A 15,676-nucleotide genomic window follows, 5' to 3' on the forward strand; every position below is an offset into this window, starting at 1 on the left:
CGCACCCGGGCGATCAGTTCTCCGTGCTGTCGGCCGGCGGCGCACCCGGCCCCGGCCCGATCTTCTTGGGATCGGTCGGCTTACCAGCCGTGGACGTGCTCGACGAGGTGGTCGTGGTCTCCCCCGACCCGCCCGACTGACCCTCAGGCTCTTCCACCATGCCCTGCTCCTCCAGTTCGGCGAGAGTGACCGCATCGACGTCGATCGTGTCGCCCGGCGCCCACAGCGTGCCACCCGGATCGGTCCACGAGGCGGACAGTCGTACCTGCACGGCACTCTCCCTGACATGAAACTTCCTGGTACGGAACACTAACCCCGACCGATCGATGCCGTTGCCCGTCCGCACGTCGGGTACCCGACTGGGCCGACCAGCCGCGATACTGACCTCTTTCGCCCACGGAGCTGAACATCGACCTCAAGTGTGGACACTGCGCACGCGCGGCCGGGCCGGACGACCGCTTCTGCGGCGGGTGTGGCCAGCCGCTCGGGGTCAACTGTGCGCACTGCGGGCACGCCAACAGCACCGAGGTCAACTTCTGCACGAGCTGCGGTCAACCGCTGCGGGACCACGCCGCCGCGGTGCAGGAGGACCGGCGTCAGGTCAGCGTGCTCTTCGTCGACATCGTGGACTTCACCAGCTACGCGGAGCGGGCCGACCCGGAGCAGGCCCGCAGTCTGCAGCAGACCTACTTCGCCACGGTGCGCCGCATCGTGCACCAGTACGGCGGGGTGGTCGAGAAGTACATCGGCGACGCGGCGATGGCGCTGTTCGGCGCGCCGGTGGCCACCGACAACGACGCGTTGCGGTGCGTCCGCGCCGGCCTGGAGCTGCAACGGAACCTTGCCCGCCAGCCCGCCGGGCCGCAGCCGCCGCTGGGCTTCCGGGTCGGCATCGCGACCGGCGAGGCCCTGGTCGACCTCTCCGCCACCCGTGACGGTGGGCAGGCCTTCGTGACCGGAGACGTGGTCAACACGGCCTCCCGCCTACAGGGGTTCGCCCCGCCGGGCGGTGTCGTCGTCGACGAGAGCACCTGGTCGGCCACCCGACACGAGATGGAGTACGCCGACCAGCCACCGGTCACCCTGCGCGGCCGGTCCGCGGTGAGCCGGATCTGGCTGGCCGTCCAGGTGCGACCACACCGGGACCCGCGCGGCGCCGAGCTGACTCCGATGGTGGACCGGGAACACGAGCGCGGCCTGCTGGTCAACGCGCTGCACCGGATGGTGACCGAGCGGACCTCCCAGTTGGTGACGGTGTTCGGCCCGGCCGGTGTGGGCAAGAGCCGGCTGCTGCGGGAGCTGGCCCGGCACGCCGGCAGCATGCCCGGCCCGCCGATCACCTGGCTCGTCGGGCAGTGCCCGCCGTTCGGCGAGAACGTCACCTGGGCCGCACTGTCGGACATCGTGAAGACCTGGGTGGGCGTGCCCGAGGTCGACGACCCGGTCGCGCTGCGCGAGCGGCTGCGGGCCCGGCTGGGGCAACTCGCCGACCCGCACGCGACCCGGTTGGCCGAGGCGCTCGGGCCGCTGATCGGCGTGCCCGGCGAACGGCTCACCCCCGGCGAGACCGAGGCCGCCTGGCGACGGTTCCTGCTCGCCCTGGCGACCGCCGGCCCGACCGTGCTGGTCTTCGAGGACATGCACTGGGCGGACCAGGCGATGCTCGCCTTCGTCGAGCAGTTGGGCGCGTCAGCGCGCGGCGTACCGCTGCTCGTCGTCGCGACCGCCCGGCCGGAGCTGCGGGAACGGCACCCGGCCTGGACCGGCACGATCAGTGGCGCGATGTCCATCTCGGTGCCGCCGATGCACGACACCGACATCGACACGCTCTACTCGCTGCTCCTCGGGCAGGCGACGCTGCCGTCCAGCTCGCGTACCCCGCTGATCGAGTTCGCCGACGGCAACCCGCTCTACGCCCAGGAGTACGCGCGGATGCTGCTGGACGGCGGCCTGCTCGACGCCGTCGGTTCGGCCGCCCGCCCCGACCTCGACGGTGGCGCGGAGATGCCCCGCACCGTGCAGGCGGTCATCGCCAACCGGCTCGACCTGCTGGACCCGGCCGACCGGGCGGTGCTCCAGGCCGCCGCCGTGGTCGGCGTGGTGTTCTGGGCCGCGCCGGTGGCGATGGCGTTGGGCCGGCCGGTGGAGTGGGTGGAGCGTGCGCTGGACCGCCTGCAACGTCGCGACCTGGTGTACGAGCAGAGCACGTCGACGATGCCCGGTCAGTCCGAGTACCGCTTCCGGCACATCCTGGTGCGCGACGTCTGCTACCAGCGGCTGCCCAGGGCCGAACGGGTGCTGCGCCACCAACGCACCGCCGACTGGATGGCACAGCTCACCGACGGCCGGCAGTACGACCTGGCCGAGGTGCTGGCCAACCATCGCTGGGCGGCCCACGAGATCGCCCGGACGGTCGGGCTGGACACCGCCCCCTACGCCCCGTCGGCACGGGCCGCGCTGCACCGGGCGGCCCGCCGCGCGTACGAGCTGCACGCGCTGGACACCGCCGCCGCGCTGGTCGGCCGGGCGCTGGCGATGGACGTCGGGCCGGACCCGGCACTGGAGCTGTTCGACGCCGAGTTGGCGTTCTATCGGGACGGGGACGCCTTCCTGGTGGCGGGGGGCACGGACACCCTCACCCGGCTGGCTGAGCGGCTCACCACGAGCGGCGACCGGACGGGGGCGGCGCGCGCCTGGACGCTGCTCGCCACCGCCGCCTGGAGTCGGGCCGACCGGTCGGCGACCCTGCACTGCCTGGACCAGGCGATCGGCATCTACGGCGACCTACCGGACAGTCAGGAGAAGGCGAGCGCCCTGCTGGAGCTGGCCCGGGTGCACATGCTCAACGCGGAAACCGAGCCGGCGTGCACCGCAGCGCGGGCGGCAGCGTCCCTCGCCGAGCGGCTCCAGCTGCGCGAGGTCCAGGCCAACGCTCGGATCACCCTCGCCGTGGCGCGCTACCTGGCCGGCTCCGCCTCGGCGTTCCCGGAGCTGGCGGAGGTGACCGAGCACTGCCGGGTGGAGCGGCTGACCAGTCGGCGCCGGGCGGTGCAGAACCTGGCCTGGGCGTTGCAGGAGGAGGGCGACCTGGCCGGCTCGGCCCGGTTGGTTGACGAGCAGCTCACCCTCGACCTGGGCGGCGAGCACAGCCTGGCCACCAGCTTCGCCGACCAGTGGGCGCGGTCGTACTACGCGTCCGACTGGACGGCGGCGCTGGCGATGGCGGCGGAGTCGACCCGACGGCCGACCGCCGAGTGGGATCTGCACATCGTGGCGGTCTCGGGTTGGATGCGCGGGCTGGCCGGAGCCGAGCTGGTCGGCCCCGACCGGCCCGAGGAAACTGCGGGGCCGGCCGCGACGGGTGGGGATCTGGTCGAGCAGGCGCTGGTCGCGGCGCGGCGAACCGGTTTCCACCGGGTGCTGCGCTCCACCCTGGCGCACGCCGCTCTCTGCCGGGCGGTGCAGGGCCGCCGTGACGAGGCGATGGCGCTGCTCACCGAGCTGGACGAGGACTGGCAACGGACCCGGATGATTCCGTTCGCGGAGTGGGTGCCGGCTGTCGGGCACGTCGCCGGGGTGCTCGGCGCGGACGCGGCCCGGCTGGTCCGGCAGCTGCTCGACCGGGCGCCCCGGATGACCCCGTGGGCTCACGCGGCCGGTCAGGTAGCCGACGCCACGTTGGCCCGGCACGCCGGGGACGCCTCGACCGCGGCGAGACTGCTGCGCTCGGCGGCGGCGAGCTATGCCCGGATGACCGACGTGACCGACGAGATCATCACGCTGGCGCTGGCCATCGGCCCGCTGGCCGAGACCGACCCACCCGCCGCCGCGGCGACCCGCGCCCGCCTGCACGACTTCGCCACCCGCCACCACGCGCCGGCCCTGCTCCACCTGCCCGGACCGCCGACCGGGCCGGCCCGGCGGTGACTCAGGCGGCCAACGGTGTCGGGACGGGCTGCTTGAGCTTCTGGGCGTAGACGTCCACGTACTCCCGACCGGAGAGCTCCATCAACTCGTACATGATCTCGTCGGTGACCGCGCGCTCGACGAACCGGTCGCCGGCCAGCCCGGCGTAGCGGGAGAAGTCCAGCGGCGCCCCGAACCGGATCTTCACCCGGTCGATCCTGGGGATGAGCTTGCCCGGCGGCTGGATCTCGTCGGCGTTGAGCATCGCCACCGGCACCACCACCGCGCCGCTCTCCAGGGCGAGCCGGGCCACCCCGGTCTTGCCCCGGTAGAGCCGCCCGTCGGGGGACCGGGTGCCCTCGGGGTAGATGCCGGCCACTCCCCCGGACCGCAGCACCTGCAACTGGGTGTCCAGGGCGGCGCGCGCGGCCCGGCCACCAGAGCGGTCCACCGGAATCGTGCCGGTGCCGACGAAGAACATCTTGGTCAGCCAGCCCTTGATTCCCTTGCCGGTGAAGTACTCGGCCTTGGCGACGAAGGTGACCTTCCGAGCGGTGATCAACGGTGTGAAGATCGAGTCGGAGAAGGAGAGGTGGTTGCTGGCCAGGATCACCGGGCCGGTCGCCGGCACGTTGCGCAGGCCCTCCACCTGCGGGCGGAAGATCAGCTTGAGCAGCGGACCGAGGATGACGTACTTCAGCAGCCAGTAGAGCACCGGCGTCCTTTCCCGTGCTGTGCCCGCGACAGCGCCAGCCGTCGTCGCCGACGAGCCTACGAAGCGAGCGCTCTCACCACAACGGACGACGTCCGGGGGCCGAGGCATCGCCGTCCGCGTTCACCGAGATCGCACTTGTCGCGCAAGAACGGACAAAGGAGCCGCGCCGCGACCTGCGGGAGCAGCCGTGACTTTGGAAGACGCGACACAACGCACTCCCGGAACCATGCCCTGACGTGTCACGATTCACGGGGCGTCTACCGTCCGGCCCGGTCCGGCTCCGTACGGTTCGATACGTCTGAGTACGGCTCCGTCGCCCCGTCGTCCGGCTCCGTACGGCTCCGTCGTCGCCCGTACGGCTCCGTTCCCTAACAGCGGCCCTAACCGCTAGGAGCCAAACCGCCGGCCTAGCTCATGCCCTGGTTGTAGATGTCAAACCCGACCTTCGCCACCTGCGCCAGGTTGTGCAGGTCCTGCGGAGCCCCCTCCAACAGACCCGTCGCCCGGTCAAGCAGTGCCCTGACCCAGCCCTTGTTCGGCTGGTCCTTCGTGGCCTCCCGCTCCAGCGCGGCGGCGACCTCCTCGTACTCCGGCTGCTGCTCCGCCGGCAGAAGCTGACCGAACTCGCGGAGGGCCTTTGCGAAGATCGCGAGCGCCTCGACCTGGTTGGTGTTGGTCTGGTTCTGGGCGACGTCCCGGTTCGCCACCGCGAGCTGGCCGCTGTTGTTGCCCATGATGGTCACGTTCACGCCGGCCCCGTCTCCCCGGTTCAGGTAGTCCACGACACTCCCGTACTGCTCGATGCACTCGGTCCCGGCCGGCTCGATGGTCGGGGTCTCGTCTGTCCCGCCCAGTAGCCGCCGCTCCCGGAGGAACCGGACCGACTCCACCAGGTCGGCCGCGCTGAACTGCGCTCCGTTGAACCAGCCATACGGGCTGCTGACAATCTCGGCGATGTCTGTCGGCTCGCCGTTTGCGTCCTGCTCGTATACCCAACGCAACACAGCGTCCCGGCAGGTGACGCGGCGAGTCCGGTTGTCCTTGCGGCGCTCGATCCGGGCGACCGCCTCGCGACGCCCCGCCTCGGACAGCCAGACCGCCCGAGCTACAGAGGAACTACCGCCAAGCCTGTCGGACTCATTAAGGAGTCCCATTTCGATGAGCGCATCGACAGCCACGTCAGCGTAAGACTCGACCAAGGGCGCGCGATCAGGGGCATCCGCTTGGCGCAGAAGTTCGATAACCGACGGCACCATGCCCCGCTTGCCCTCCGAGTAGATGTACGCCCAATCGATCAGCCACCCAGCGACCAATTCCGGGTACGACCACTCAACGCCCACGCCCCCGACGCTACCGCCGACCGTGGCGTGCAGGGCCACCTGCGCGGGGTCCTTTGCGAACTCCCGTTCAATCTTGCGCTTGATCTGCTGGATGCCGCGTGGATTGATCTTGAACCCGCTCGCCATGCGGTCCCCCCGAATCGCTCGTGGTCACATCGATCAGCAGGGTACTGGCTGCGTACGACACCGGAGGCTCCTGACCTGAGCGACTCTCCAGGTCTGGAAACATCGGCCTGAACGGGCAAGCCCTGCTGTCCGGCGGGGCGACACCAGCCAGCCGGAAGCCGTGGGCGGCAGCTACTTGGAGTCGCGCCCCTCGGCCACGAACACACCCTTGCCCTGCCGGCCGTAGACCAGCCCACGGTCATGTAGCAGGCCAAACGCGCGATTGACGGTCGCCCACGAGACATGGTGTTCTTCGGATAGCTCCGAGGTGGACGGCAGTTTGTCGTGCGCCTTCAACTCGCCGGACTTGATCCGCTCGGTGATCAAGTCGGCGATTCGCCGGTACTCAGCCTGCTCGTAGGGCACGGCCCAGACACTAACCGTCAAACCCATCAGTTACCACAAGATCAAACTTAGGTCAAGCTTCGACTTAAGTCAAGGTCCGACATAAGTGGCGAGGAGGCCGCCGTGTTGCCGCAGGTCAGAGAGGTCCCGTTCCTCGTGCAGATCGCCGGGACCCGCATCGACGCCCACCGAGGAGAGCGGTGCCGGGAGTGCCACCCGTGCGGTTGGTGCCCCGGGTTGGCGATGGCCCGAGCGCGGATCGCCGCGTGGCGGAAGACCCGCCCATGGTGACCGGGTTGAAGGCCGGCGACCTGCTGCAGATCGACCGGGCCGCGTCGGTCCAGTTCGCCATCCCGTTCCGGTTCCGGCTGATCAAGGTCCTGGCCGACCGGATCACCTACGACGGGTGGGTGTGGTTGGAGGGGTACCAACTCGACAGCCGGGGTGAGGCGCTCGCCCGCCGGGAGCTGTTCGTCCGCAAGGAGGGGCTGCGACTGCTGGTCGAACCGCCGCCGCAGGGTCGGCCGGTTCCGGTGCGGGGGCGGATGAACCAGGCCACCCACCGGCACCGGCAACCGGACCCGTCTCGGAAGCCCTCCCCCGCGCCGCGCCGCCCGACCCCGCCCTGACACCCCGCCGGGCGGCGAGAGGCCGCCGGGAGCCACGGGAGACCCACGACGACCCCACCGGGGCGCGCAGGGGGCCGTCGGCAAGCGCGAAACTGGAGAGATGGAAGCAACCACTCCCTTGTGGGTGCCGATCGTCGTGGCTGCGGCTGGCGTCGGGGGCACCGTGACCGCAGCTTGGCTCACCCAGCGTGCAAGCAAGAAGCGGGAGGACGAGCGGTGGCTAAGGGAACGAGAGATCGACGATATCCGCTGGCAGCGCGAGAGGGCCGATCGGCTTCGCGAGCTGCGGATCAAGCTCTACGTAGATCTGGCCGAGTACTCGCAGAACTTCGAGGAAGCCTTGAGTGCGGTCACCGACGAACTTGGCATCACCAAAGCCAGAGGAGCAGACGGCCTAATCCACCACGAAAAGCTCACCGCACAGGTCAAGCTTCTAGCGCCGAAATCTGTACGGGATGCGTGGTACCGGCTGCGCCAGTCGGAGGAGAGCGTGTACTGGGAGCTGTACGAAGGCAGTCCGAACCACACTCCGCAGGGCCAGCCCTACTTGGATGCCGACAGCCAATTCATTATTGGCATACATCGAGACCTGTCCGAGTTGCAGTCTTGCCTCCGTGCCGCGATGGCTGACCCGGATCTGTCGGACTGATCTCAGAAGACCTCCCCGGCGGGCAGTCGCAGTTCGTCCAACCCATGCGGGACGGAGGCAGGCGGACCGCCCTCCGGCGACACAGACCAGCCCCCACCCAGATCCGCCCAAGGTTAGGTGGGGGCCGGAGTCTGTGTCGGTCAGGTGGTCGTGTGCTGCGTACCCTCGACCGTCTTCGTGTGCGCCGCCCGGCTACGAGCATCCGCCGCGTCCTTGGTCGACCGGTCCCGCTCCAGCGCCCGACCCGACGCAGCGACGTCCTCCGTCGGCTGGACCTTGCCCAGCGGGGTCGCCCTCGCCGAACGCTGACCGCCCCGAACAACCTTGCCCATCGTCACCACTCCTCGTCCTGGTCGTCTTGCACCCGGTCCAACGGCCGGCTGCGCTCGGCCGCCTTGACCACCCACGCGGGGTGTTCGTTCCCCGGTCCGTGGCTGGCTCGCGGCTGCTTCGCCGCCACCTCCTGCGCCCACGCCCGGCCGTTTTCGCTGCTGCCGAGCACCCGACGCATCCCGTCTTCCTGCTCGCCGGCCATCCGCTGCGCCAGCTCGGCCGGCGACGGGTACAGCCGCTCCAGCTCCTGCTGCCGCTCGACCGCCCGCTGTCGGGTCAGCTCCTCCTGCTGCCGCTGGCTTAACGGCGGCGCGGTGTACCTGCTCCTGGTCTTCGGCATCGTTCAGCCCTCCTGCGGGGCGAGCGCCCACTCGGCCAGGGACCGCACCCGGCGGACTTCGGTCAGCTCCGTGTTCAGATTGGCGATCCGCAGCGCCACGAACTGGTCGGGAACCTCGCGCTCCTGGGCGCGGCGGTTCTCGCACTTCGGCTGTTGCAACTCGGCCATGTTCGCTTCGACCAGCCGCTGCATCTGCTGCGCGGTCGCCAGCTCGGCCACCAACTCCTGCTCCCGGGCGGTCGCCCAGTCGAGGGCGGCGGTCGCGTCGTCTTGCACGCTCACCTGTGCCTCAATTCGCATGTAGTTCGATTGGGTGTTGGGTGGTTGCCCCTGGGCGACGTGGCGAGGGTGCGGGTCGGGCGGGCTCTGTTGAGCCGGGCCAACCGGCGTTCTGGGCACGGTCTGCGGTTCGGGCGGGGGCCGGTTGTCGTCGTCGCTGCGGGACCTCCGCCGGGCCTGGGCGGTGGTGCGGCAACGCTCCGGGTCGACTTAGGCGGCATTCGTACATCTGTGCTAAGTCTACCGCAACGTCGGGTTGGGACGCACGGGCCGAGCTGGTCACATCCGCCAGATGGTCCGCCCGGCGGAGTTCTCCGCGCGGTACAGGCCCTTCGCGTTCAGGTCACATCCGTTGTCCGACCAGGTGAGGTGCCGCCAGTAGGCGCGGTCGGAGCTGAACAGTTCGTGGCACCCGTCGAGCCCGCCGCAGTGCACGATCCGCAGGGGTGGCCAGGTCTGGCCGCAGGCGTCGCAGGGGCCGCCGCCTTCCAACCGCTGCGGGCCGACCGACACCACCACATCGGCCCTGGAGTGGTACACCGGTCACCGCCGCCGACTGCCCGGGACGGTGTCGATTGAGTCGATGAACCCGGCAGGGCGGCGGGGTCGCTTCTTCGGTGGGGTCGGTGTGGGGTCTTCCGTGGTCTCCGGAGCCACAGGAGCCGGCTCCCGGGGGTCAGGGCGGGGTGCGGCTGCCGGGGGCTCCGGAAAGACCTCCGGGCAGGTTGGCGGTTCGGCCACCAAGCAACCCTGCGGCGGGTGGTCGGGTGCTCTGAACTCAGGAGGCACCGGAGTGTGCGTGGTGCCCGCCCGGAGCGCCACCTGCTGCCGATCGACCGCCTGCTTCGCCTCGGCCACCAACCCGGCCAACTCCCGAGCCGACCGCTTCCGAGACGCCTCCGTGCACGGCTTCCTCGGCTCCACAAACGGCCCCGGGTCCGGACGGCCCTCCCGCACCGCCACCGCCCGGTGCGCCTCGTACAACATCGTCATCAGCTCCCGCTCATCTGGTCGGCGGGTCGCCCACCAATCCGGGCAGGACGGGCCGCAGACGTTGTGCGTCGTGCGCCGCTTACCTGGCAGAACGAGCGCCACCGGGCACCTCCAGACCATTCGCCTCGATCTCCAACGTCGCGATCATGTGCGACGGCCACTTCGCCCCGAGCAAATCGACGCGCTCCCGGTTGCACTGCAACACCAGCCGCAGCACGTTGGACCGTTCGCTCACCGTCAGATTCGGCAGGTCCAACAGGTCGTACGCGTACCGCCGCACCGTGTAGATCTGATCTTCCGCCTCCCGCCGGACCTGCTCGGCCGTGTCCGACCCGACCCGCTGCAGCGCCTCCTGGTACCGGCGTTCGACCGTCCGCCGGCTGATGCCCATCTCCGCCGCGATCTGCTCGTACGTGACACCCCTGCGGCGCAGCTCCAACACCCGAAGCTCCTGCGTCGCGCGCTCCATTGCCGTCTTCGCAGCCACCTCGCCCCCTCTCAAGATCAACTTGCGCGTCAAGAAAAGCACACCGGACCGCCACCGATGGGCACCCCGAAACCCGCCGTGCCCGTTCACATGGCACGCACGACCCGGCCTGACCTGCGGCGGGAACCCCGTTGTTAGGGCGAGCACTAGGTCAGATGGTGCTCGGACCCGCCAGAGAGGGGCACCGGCCAGGCCCCGGCGGGCGACCTGCGGAAGGCCGGCAGCAGCTTCCTACGGCGAGGGTTGAATCGAGTCCAGCCAGTCGAAGAGCTGGGTCGCGGCGAGTATGAGCTGGTCGCACTCCTCGCGGTCGACCGGCTCGCCCCTATGCGCGATGTTGTTCCGCAGGGCGCTGAGCCGCTTGACTTTCCTGAACAGTTCTTGGTTCGACAGCCTGAGAGATACGCCGAATGCTCGTTGGTAGAACTGGTCGACGATCTTGTCGAGATCGGACATCCCGCCGAGCCCTTGACGGCGCTCGGGCTCGGCTCGCTCGACGACGACTCGCTTGGCTTTGACCTCACAGGCGATGGCGGCTACCAGGACGGCGCGTTGCGCGTCAACGGTGTCGGCTCCGCCAGCGAGGAATCGAGCATCTGCGAGCAGCGCTTCGGCTGCTGGCGGGTCTCCGGTGAGCACCAGGTCGCGTGCGCGGTCGAGCCGTTCGGCAGAAAGCGCTAGGCCCCCATGGCGGAAGGTCATAGCTTCCCGGGGGCCGAAGGCCATGAAACCTTCTCCGGACGCTTCGTCGATCAGCGGGCTTCGACCGTACTGCTGGGGGATTTCGGCGGTGATGCCCAGCCAGGGCTGTCCTGCGATGGTGCGGACATGGGATAGCCATGCGTGGGTGAGCCGTTCGGCGACCGCCCGTCCTTGCAACCAGAGGTCCTGGGCTCGATTGCCGAACTCGCTGAATTGACGGCCGCGCGTCCCGCCGGGGCCGGCTGCGGCGGTTTCCTTGTCCTTGAGCCAGAGGGGTCCATCGAAGGTGACTCGGACCTCGATGACGTGCACGACGGCGGCTGGGACGCTGCCGCTTCCTTGGAAGACAGGTGCGGCAGTGATGGCGGGGATGGGTTCGACTTCCGGTTCGTCGTCTTTGATGAAGTCTTCTGGGCTTCGGGGCAGGGTAAGGGTGACGTGGTATCCGTCAGTTGCCCAGGTGTATTGGCTGCCGAGAGTGCTGGGCTCTACCCACACGCCTCGTAGCGCGAATCGAATGATGGTGGCGAGCCGGTTGCCGGTGGTGCCGACCTGTTCCGCGTCCCGGTCCGGTTCCGTAGTAGTCACGGTTCAGTTTTTCAGGTTGGCGTTGGCGGCGGGGTCCTGCGGGGCTGCGTCTGGTCAGTGTTGGGTGATTTCGGCGATGCGGTTGGTGGGGATGGCCAGTCGGGTGGTGGTGGGTCTGACCGGTCGTCGGTACCAGTCGTGCTCTTGGGCGTTGTGGAGGATGACCCAGCCGGGGGTGAGTTCGTAGTTGGTGCAGGTGTACCGCTCGGTGGTGCGGTGGGTGTCGCGTCTGGGTCGGTAGTGGAGGGTGAGTCGGAGTCGGGGTTGGGTTCGGTTCTTGGCCATTGGTTGCCGTCCTGGTCTGTTCGTGGGGGGTCGGGTTGGCTCTTCAACCCGCAGTTACTTCTGGTTTTGGGGTTGTCACTCGTCCCGCGTAATCGCCGTAAGCGACGCGTAGTCGACTACGTGTACGCGTAGTCGCCCCCTAAAGAGGGGCGGGCGACTACGCGTCCACGATTACGCCGCGCTCGTGGTCGTCTCAGTACGGGTAGTAACCGTCGTTTTCTCGGCGGGCGTCTCGGTCTTGGTCGTCCAACGTCGCCGCGCAGCCCCGGCACCAGTTGAGACCTTCGGGCAGCGGTTTCCGGCACCCGGGGCACCGCGCCACGTCGTCGTCTGCCACGTCGTCCGGGCTCTCGGCCAGCCACCACAGCGTCTGCTCACCGGGGCGACTGCCGGACTTCCGCCGGACCAGGTGGTACTCCCCCAACAGGAGATTGAGTTGACTCGACGCGGTGACCCGCGTCATCTCCTTCTCCTCCTGGTAGGTGTGCTGCACCCAAGCGGTCAACTGTTTGATCGTCTGCTTCTTACTGCCGCCGGCCCGCAGTGCCTCCAGGAGCTTGCCCTGAGACGGCGGCATCTTCCGCTGCCTGGTGCCGTCGCCCTGGTCGTCGTCGTTCTGGCCGGGCGGGTCGACCTTGACCTTGATCGTCTTGCGGTCGGTGGAATCGACCCACACCCAGGCGGCGAGTTGGGTCCGGTCCTTCTGGAACGCCCCGCACTTCGGCCGGACCTGGCCGGGCCGGTCCTTCCCGACCCGCAGCTCGATCAAGCCCTCCATGCCCTGCCCGAGCGCCCGCTTCACCTCGGCGGTGTACGCCGCCCCGTCGAGGGCGTTCATCTTCGCCTGGCTGCCCAGGGCGAACCGCCCGCGCTTCTCCGAGTCCTTGGTGACGTGGTCGATCAACACCACCGCCGCGCCGGTCTTCCGGGCGATCTTCTTCGGCAGCCGGCGGAACCAGTCGGTGAACTCGTCTTCGTTCCGCCCGGCCTTCCCGAACGTCACGAGCGCTTCGGTGACCCCGTCGATCACGCACAGGTCGGCGGGTTGGCTGACCAACACCTTGAACGCTGCCCGGCTCTCCAGGCTGACGCCGTAGTCGAACTGCGGCCGGACGTACTTGAAGCGTTGGCTGATCGCGTCTCTCGGGACGCCCATCGGCAGCAGCCGCCCACCGACCACCAACGCGGCGTCGGACTCGAAGTCGACGTACGTGACGGTCCCGCCTTCGACCAACACCCGGGCGGTTTCGGCTTGGGCGACCATGCTCTTGCCGGACTCGGACTCGCCGTGCAGCGAGTGGACCCGACCGGGGTAGAGAAGCGCCACCCCGTCGGTGCGCGGGAGGAGCTTAGGCAGCTCCGGTTCGTAGTTCCCGTCCAAGATCGCGGTGAGGTCCTCCGGTGCCCACCCGCCCGTACTTTGGTCGTCGCCCGGCTCGGGTTCGTCCTCGTCGGTGGTGGCCGCTACCTGTCGGGCGGCTTCCTTCTGCGCCCGCAGTTTGTTCGCTTCGTACGCGACACGGGCTTCGAATTGCTCGCGTTCCTTCGCGGCCTCGGCGGCTTCCCGTTCCGCTGCGCCGTCTTGCCAAGCCCGGTACGTCTCGCGTGCCCAGCCGACGACCACGGGGTCGTTGCGGTCCCGGCCAAGCCTGCGCAGCCCTTCCGCCTCGACGTAACGCCAAGCGGCATGGATCTTTGCCTGGTCTTCGGGGTCGACGCTTGCGGGGTCGAGTTCGCTGAACTGTTGTTTGATCGCGCTCCGCGTCCACTCTTCCCAATCGGGGTGAAACTTGCACTCATCTGGGTCGTTCGGGTGAAGCCTGCATCCCCGAGCACCGTCCTCAGTCGACGTTTGCCCTGATATAATTGGGTTCGCCTCGGTTTTGCCTTGGTTGTCGTGTCGGGTGTTGGTCCAGTCAGCCCCCGGGTGGTCGTTTTCGGTGTCGGCCATCTGGGGGCTTTCTGCTGCCCGGGTCTGCTCGTTCACCGGGCACCCCCGTCCGGGGCTTCGGTGGCCTCTCCGAGCGCCCGGAGCAGCGCGGCCCGGGTGACGACCAACCGACGGCCGAGCCGCAGGACGGGGACCGGGAACGCACCTTGCCGTGCGAGGTCGTAGGACAGATCGCGGCCGATGCCGAAGCACCTGCCGGCGGTCGGGACATCGACGGTCACTGGGAACGCCCAGACCTCGTCGACGGTGGGGACGGTGACGTTCACTCGGCCACCGCCTCGAACAGGTCGCCGACCTCGCAGTCGAGCACTTCGGCGAGCTGTAGCAGGACCGGCGAGAAGGGTGCCCGCCGCCCGGTCTCCCAGCTACTGACCGAGCAGGGGGCTACGCCCACTTGCTGGGCAAGGGTGGTTTGGTGGAAACCGGCAGCTTCCCGTCTTGCGCGTAGGTTGGTACCGCTGAATTTGCGTCGTGTTGCCATCGAGGGTCTCCCGAAGTCGGTTCGGAAGAGCGCTGACCGAGACCCCCGCCGTCCTTGGGTGACCGTCCTTGTGGTTCGACGGGCAGCTCGGCGTGGGGTGTTGTTCTCGGCAGCGGCGTCCGACGCGCAGGACGCTCTCTCTGACCCTCTACGCGCTTCGTTTCCGGAAGTCGACTGCGGGTCGCTGACGCTCACTTGTCGTTCTGACAACAAGTAAAGCAGTTCCTGCCGGCGACTAACCATGTTGACTGCGCCACGCACAATGCGTGCCACGCCGCGTGTTCTGTTCCACGTGAAACGGGCAATTCGCTTGACCTTAAGAAGTGGCGTCGATCACAGACCGGAAGAACTTCTCCCCTTTGTGACTCATCTAGCGCACCGCTATACCACCTATAGATTGTGTATAGACGTGCTCTAGTGGTGGGATTTTTCTGCGGGGCTCTTGTCCCCTGCCCACCCTGGGGGGCAAGGGCTCCGCAAATAGAACCCAATTCGAGGAGCACCCGAAGTGGACCCTGAACTCCGCAATGACGCCAAGGTAATGCTGTTGATGCCCACCCCTATGAAGACCGACCTCGAACAGCGCGCCCGCGAGGACCGCCGTCCGGTCAACTTCCTGATCCGGGAGGCGATCACCGACTACCTCGCCCGCCGCGACCAGGCGACCGCGAAGTGAAGGCCGAACCGCGCGACTGGCTGGCCGAACGGGTCGCCCGAGCGCTCGCGCTGCGGCCAGAACCGCAGCCCACCCCGGCCAGGCCGGCGACCGCCCAGCCCACCCCCACCGTCGATCCTCGCCCCAGGAGCAACGGTTGACCAGAAACGTCCTCGGCATTGGGTATCAGCCCATCATCTCCCCCTACACCCGCGCCGAATTGGCCAAACAGGCTGCCGAATGCCGACGTCGTTTCATGGCTGGTGAGCGGATTGCCGACATTGCGCGGGCAGTGGGGCTCGGCTATTCGACCACTGCCAGTCGGATCGGTCAGGACGTGCGCAAAGCGCGCCTGGCTGCGATGGATTGGAACAGGGCTCGCCCGGCGGTTACGGCGGAAGAGGTCGACGAATGTGTCCGCCGGTTCGACGCGGGCGAGGGCGTCGCTAGCCTCGCCATCGCTTTCGAGGTGATCCCGTCCAAAGTGAGGGATTGGGTGGGGCCGGACCGCCTCGCAGCGCGCCGGGCCGTGATTTCCGAGCACCGTGCGGCGGTCGCCAAGAACCCAACCGGAGGTCGCCCAGTGTTTCGTCTTGCCTCGCCAAGGGCTCGCCGGAACAGGTTCGCCCCCTATGGCGTGAGCGAACGAGCCGAGCAGGCCGCCAGGTGTCTGGCGCTGCACCGACAAGGCGTCGGCATGAAGACCATCGGCCAACGACTCGGCATCAGCATCCAGACCGTCAAGAGGCGGCTCAAGGAAGCCCCACGCAACACCGATCAGGCACCAACCGCGCAGCCCCAATAGAAAGCGGCCCCGGGACGGTGCACCACCA

General features: G+C 68.7%; 19 protein-coding genes. 5 read left to right on the forward strand and 14 right to left on the reverse strand.

Features of this window, described 5'->3' with window-relative positions; translation table 11 throughout:
* Nucleotides 1-13 precede the first annotated feature (13 nt).
* A complete protein-coding gene (locus ACFYP0_RS12075; RefSeq protein ID WP_084597913.1) occupies nt 14-271 on the reverse strand; it encodes a hypothetical protein in 258 nt (85 codons plus the stop codon).
* A gap of 137 nt (nt 272-408) precedes the next feature.
* Here ACFYP0_RS12075 and ACFYP0_RS12080 point away from each other — a divergent pair, with 137 nt between their 5' ends.
* Nucleotides 409-3,927, forward strand: a complete 3,519-nt coding sequence (locus tag ACFYP0_RS12080; protein ID WP_124861118.1) for an AAA family ATPase — start codon at nt 409-411, stop codon at nt 3,925-3,927.
* Nucleotide 3,928: 1 nt separating this feature from the next.
* Here the strand turns inward: ACFYP0_RS12080 and ACFYP0_RS12085 are convergent, their stop codons facing one another.
* From ACFYP0_RS12085 to ACFYP0_RS12095, 3 genes are all read right to left on the reverse strand, one after another.
* Nucleotides 3,929-4,621: a lysophospholipid acyltransferase family protein gene (locus ACFYP0_RS12085; RefSeq protein WP_386995642.1), complete on the reverse strand. Its 693-nt coding sequence runs from the start codon at nt 4,619-4,621 to the stop codon at nt 3,929-3,931.
* Between the two features lie 407 nt (nt 4,622-5,028).
* A complete protein-coding gene (locus ACFYP0_RS12090) occupies nt 5,029-6,087 on the reverse strand; it encodes a hypothetical protein (protein ID WP_386995644.1) in 1,059 nt (352 codons plus the stop codon).
* A gap of 171 nt (nt 6,088-6,258) precedes the next feature.
* The gene (locus ACFYP0_RS12095; protein ID WP_386995646.1) at nt 6,259-6,492 is read right to left on the reverse strand and encodes a GntR family transcriptional regulator; all 234 of its coding nucleotides are present in this window, start codon (nt 6,490-6,492) and stop codon (nt 6,259-6,261) included.
* Between the two features lie 245 nt (nt 6,493-6,737).
* On the opposite strand from ACFYP0_RS12095, the gene ACFYP0_RS12100 reads away from it, so the two are divergent.
* A complete protein-coding gene (locus tag ACFYP0_RS12100; RefSeq protein WP_386995648.1) occupies nt 6,738-7,100 on the forward strand; it encodes a hypothetical protein in 363 nt (120 codons plus the stop codon).
* Between the two features lie 100 nt (nt 7,101-7,200).
* Nucleotides 7,201-7,749, forward strand: coding sequence for a hypothetical protein (locus ACFYP0_RS12105; protein ID WP_386995650.1), 549 nt, complete (start codon nt 7,201-7,203; stop codon nt 7,747-7,749).
* A gap of 140 nt (nt 7,750-7,889) precedes the next feature.
* Here the strand turns inward: ACFYP0_RS12105 and ACFYP0_RS12110 are convergent, their stop codons facing one another.
* The 10 genes from ACFYP0_RS12110 to ACFYP0_RS12155 form a co-directional block, all read right to left on the reverse strand.
* The gene (locus tag ACFYP0_RS12110) at nt 7,890-8,081 is read right to left on the reverse strand and encodes a hypothetical protein (RefSeq protein WP_386995653.1); all 192 of its coding nucleotides are present in this window, start codon (nt 8,079-8,081) and stop codon (nt 7,890-7,892) included.
* 2 nt (nt 8,082-8,083) lie between these two features.
* A complete protein-coding gene (locus tag ACFYP0_RS12115) occupies nt 8,084-8,422 on the reverse strand; it encodes a hypothetical protein (RefSeq protein WP_386995656.1) in 339 nt (112 codons plus the stop codon).
* A 3-nt stretch (nt 8,423-8,425) separates the two neighbouring features.
* Nucleotides 8,426-8,704 carry a hypothetical protein gene (locus ACFYP0_RS12120; RefSeq protein WP_386995658.1) on the reverse strand — a complete coding sequence of 93 codons (279 nt, stop codon included), beginning with the start codon at nt 8,702-8,704 and terminating at the stop codon, nt 8,426-8,428.
* Between the two features lie 276 nt (nt 8,705-8,980).
* Nucleotides 8,981-9,241: a hypothetical protein gene (locus tag ACFYP0_RS12125; protein ID WP_386995660.1), complete on the reverse strand. Its 261-nt coding sequence runs from the start codon at nt 9,239-9,241 to the stop codon at nt 8,981-8,983.
* 532 nt (nt 9,242-9,773) lie between these two features.
* Entirely contained in the window at nt 9,774-10,181 is a 408-nt protein-coding gene (locus ACFYP0_RS12130; RefSeq protein WP_386995662.1) for a helix-turn-helix domain-containing protein, read from the reverse strand.
* A 231-nt stretch (nt 10,182-10,412) separates the two neighbouring features.
* Nucleotides 10,413-11,471, reverse strand: a complete 1,059-nt coding sequence (locus tag ACFYP0_RS12135; RefSeq protein ID WP_386995664.1) for a hypothetical protein — start codon at nt 11,469-11,471, stop codon at nt 10,413-10,415.
* 54 nt (nt 11,472-11,525) lie between these two features.
* Nucleotides 11,526-11,756 (reverse strand): hypothetical protein, encoded by a 231-nt coding sequence (locus ACFYP0_RS12140; RefSeq protein ID WP_386995666.1) that lies wholly within the window; start codon nt 11,754-11,756, stop codon nt 11,526-11,528.
* Between the two features lie 193 nt (nt 11,757-11,949).
* Nucleotides 11,950-13,743, reverse strand: a complete 1,794-nt coding sequence (locus ACFYP0_RS12145) for an AAA family ATPase (protein WP_386995668.1) — start codon at nt 13,741-13,743, stop codon at nt 11,950-11,952.
* Nucleotides 13,740-13,973, reverse strand: coding sequence for a DNA-binding protein (locus ACFYP0_RS12150; protein WP_386995670.1), 234 nt, complete (start codon nt 13,971-13,973; stop codon nt 13,740-13,742). The genes ACFYP0_RS12145 and ACFYP0_RS12150 overlap by 4 nt, the downstream gene beginning before the upstream one ends.
* Nucleotides 13,970-14,431, reverse strand: coding sequence for a helix-turn-helix domain-containing protein (locus tag ACFYP0_RS12155; protein ID WP_386996022.1), 462 nt, complete (start codon nt 14,429-14,431; stop codon nt 13,970-13,972). The genes ACFYP0_RS12150 and ACFYP0_RS12155 overlap by 4 nt, the downstream gene beginning before the upstream one ends.
* A gap of 265 nt (nt 14,432-14,696) precedes the next feature.
* On the opposite strand from ACFYP0_RS12155, the gene ACFYP0_RS12160 reads away from it, so the two are divergent.
* A complete protein-coding gene (locus ACFYP0_RS12160) occupies nt 14,697-14,864 on the forward strand; it encodes a hypothetical protein (RefSeq protein WP_386995672.1) in 168 nt (55 codons plus the stop codon).
* A gap of 136 nt (nt 14,865-15,000) precedes the next feature.
* On the forward strand, nt 15,001-15,648 hold the full coding sequence (locus tag ACFYP0_RS12165; RefSeq protein ID WP_386995674.1) for a hypothetical protein: 648 nt from the start codon (nt 15,001-15,003) through the stop codon (nt 15,646-15,648).
* The last annotated feature ends 28 nt before the right edge of the window (nt 15,649-15,676 follow it).

This window comes from Micromonospora arida (genome assembly GCF_042873195.1).
In the GTDB taxonomy this organism is placed as follows: Bacteria; Actinomycetota; Actinomycetes; order Mycobacteriales; family Micromonosporaceae; genus Micromonospora; species Micromonospora arida.

Excerpts from the sequence above, each read along its gene's own strand:
- ACFYP0_RS12090 (WP_386995644.1), bottom strand. The coding sequence starts at position 6,087 with ATGGCGAGCGGGTTCAAGATCAATCCACGCGGCATCCAGCAGATCAAG.
- ACFYP0_RS12105 (WP_386995650.1), top strand. The coding sequence starts at position 7,201 with ATGGAAGCAACCACTCCCTTGTGGGTGCCGATCGTCGTGGCTGCGGCT.
- ACFYP0_RS12110 (WP_386995653.1), bottom strand. The coding sequence starts at position 8,081 with ATGGGCAAGGTTGTTCGGGGCGGTCAGCGTTCGGCGAGGGCGACCCCG.
- ACFYP0_RS12115 (WP_386995656.1), bottom strand. The coding sequence starts at position 8,422 with ATGCCGAAGACCAGGAGCAGGTACACCGCGCCGCCGTTAAGCCAGCGG.
- ACFYP0_RS12140 (WP_386995666.1), bottom strand. The coding sequence starts at position 11,756 with ATGGCCAAGAACCGAACCCAACCCCGACTCCGACTCACCCTCCACTAC.
- ACFYP0_RS12155 (WP_386996022.1), bottom strand. The coding sequence starts at position 14,431 with ATGGTTAGTCGCCGGCAGGAACTGCTTTACTTGTTGTCAGAACGACAA.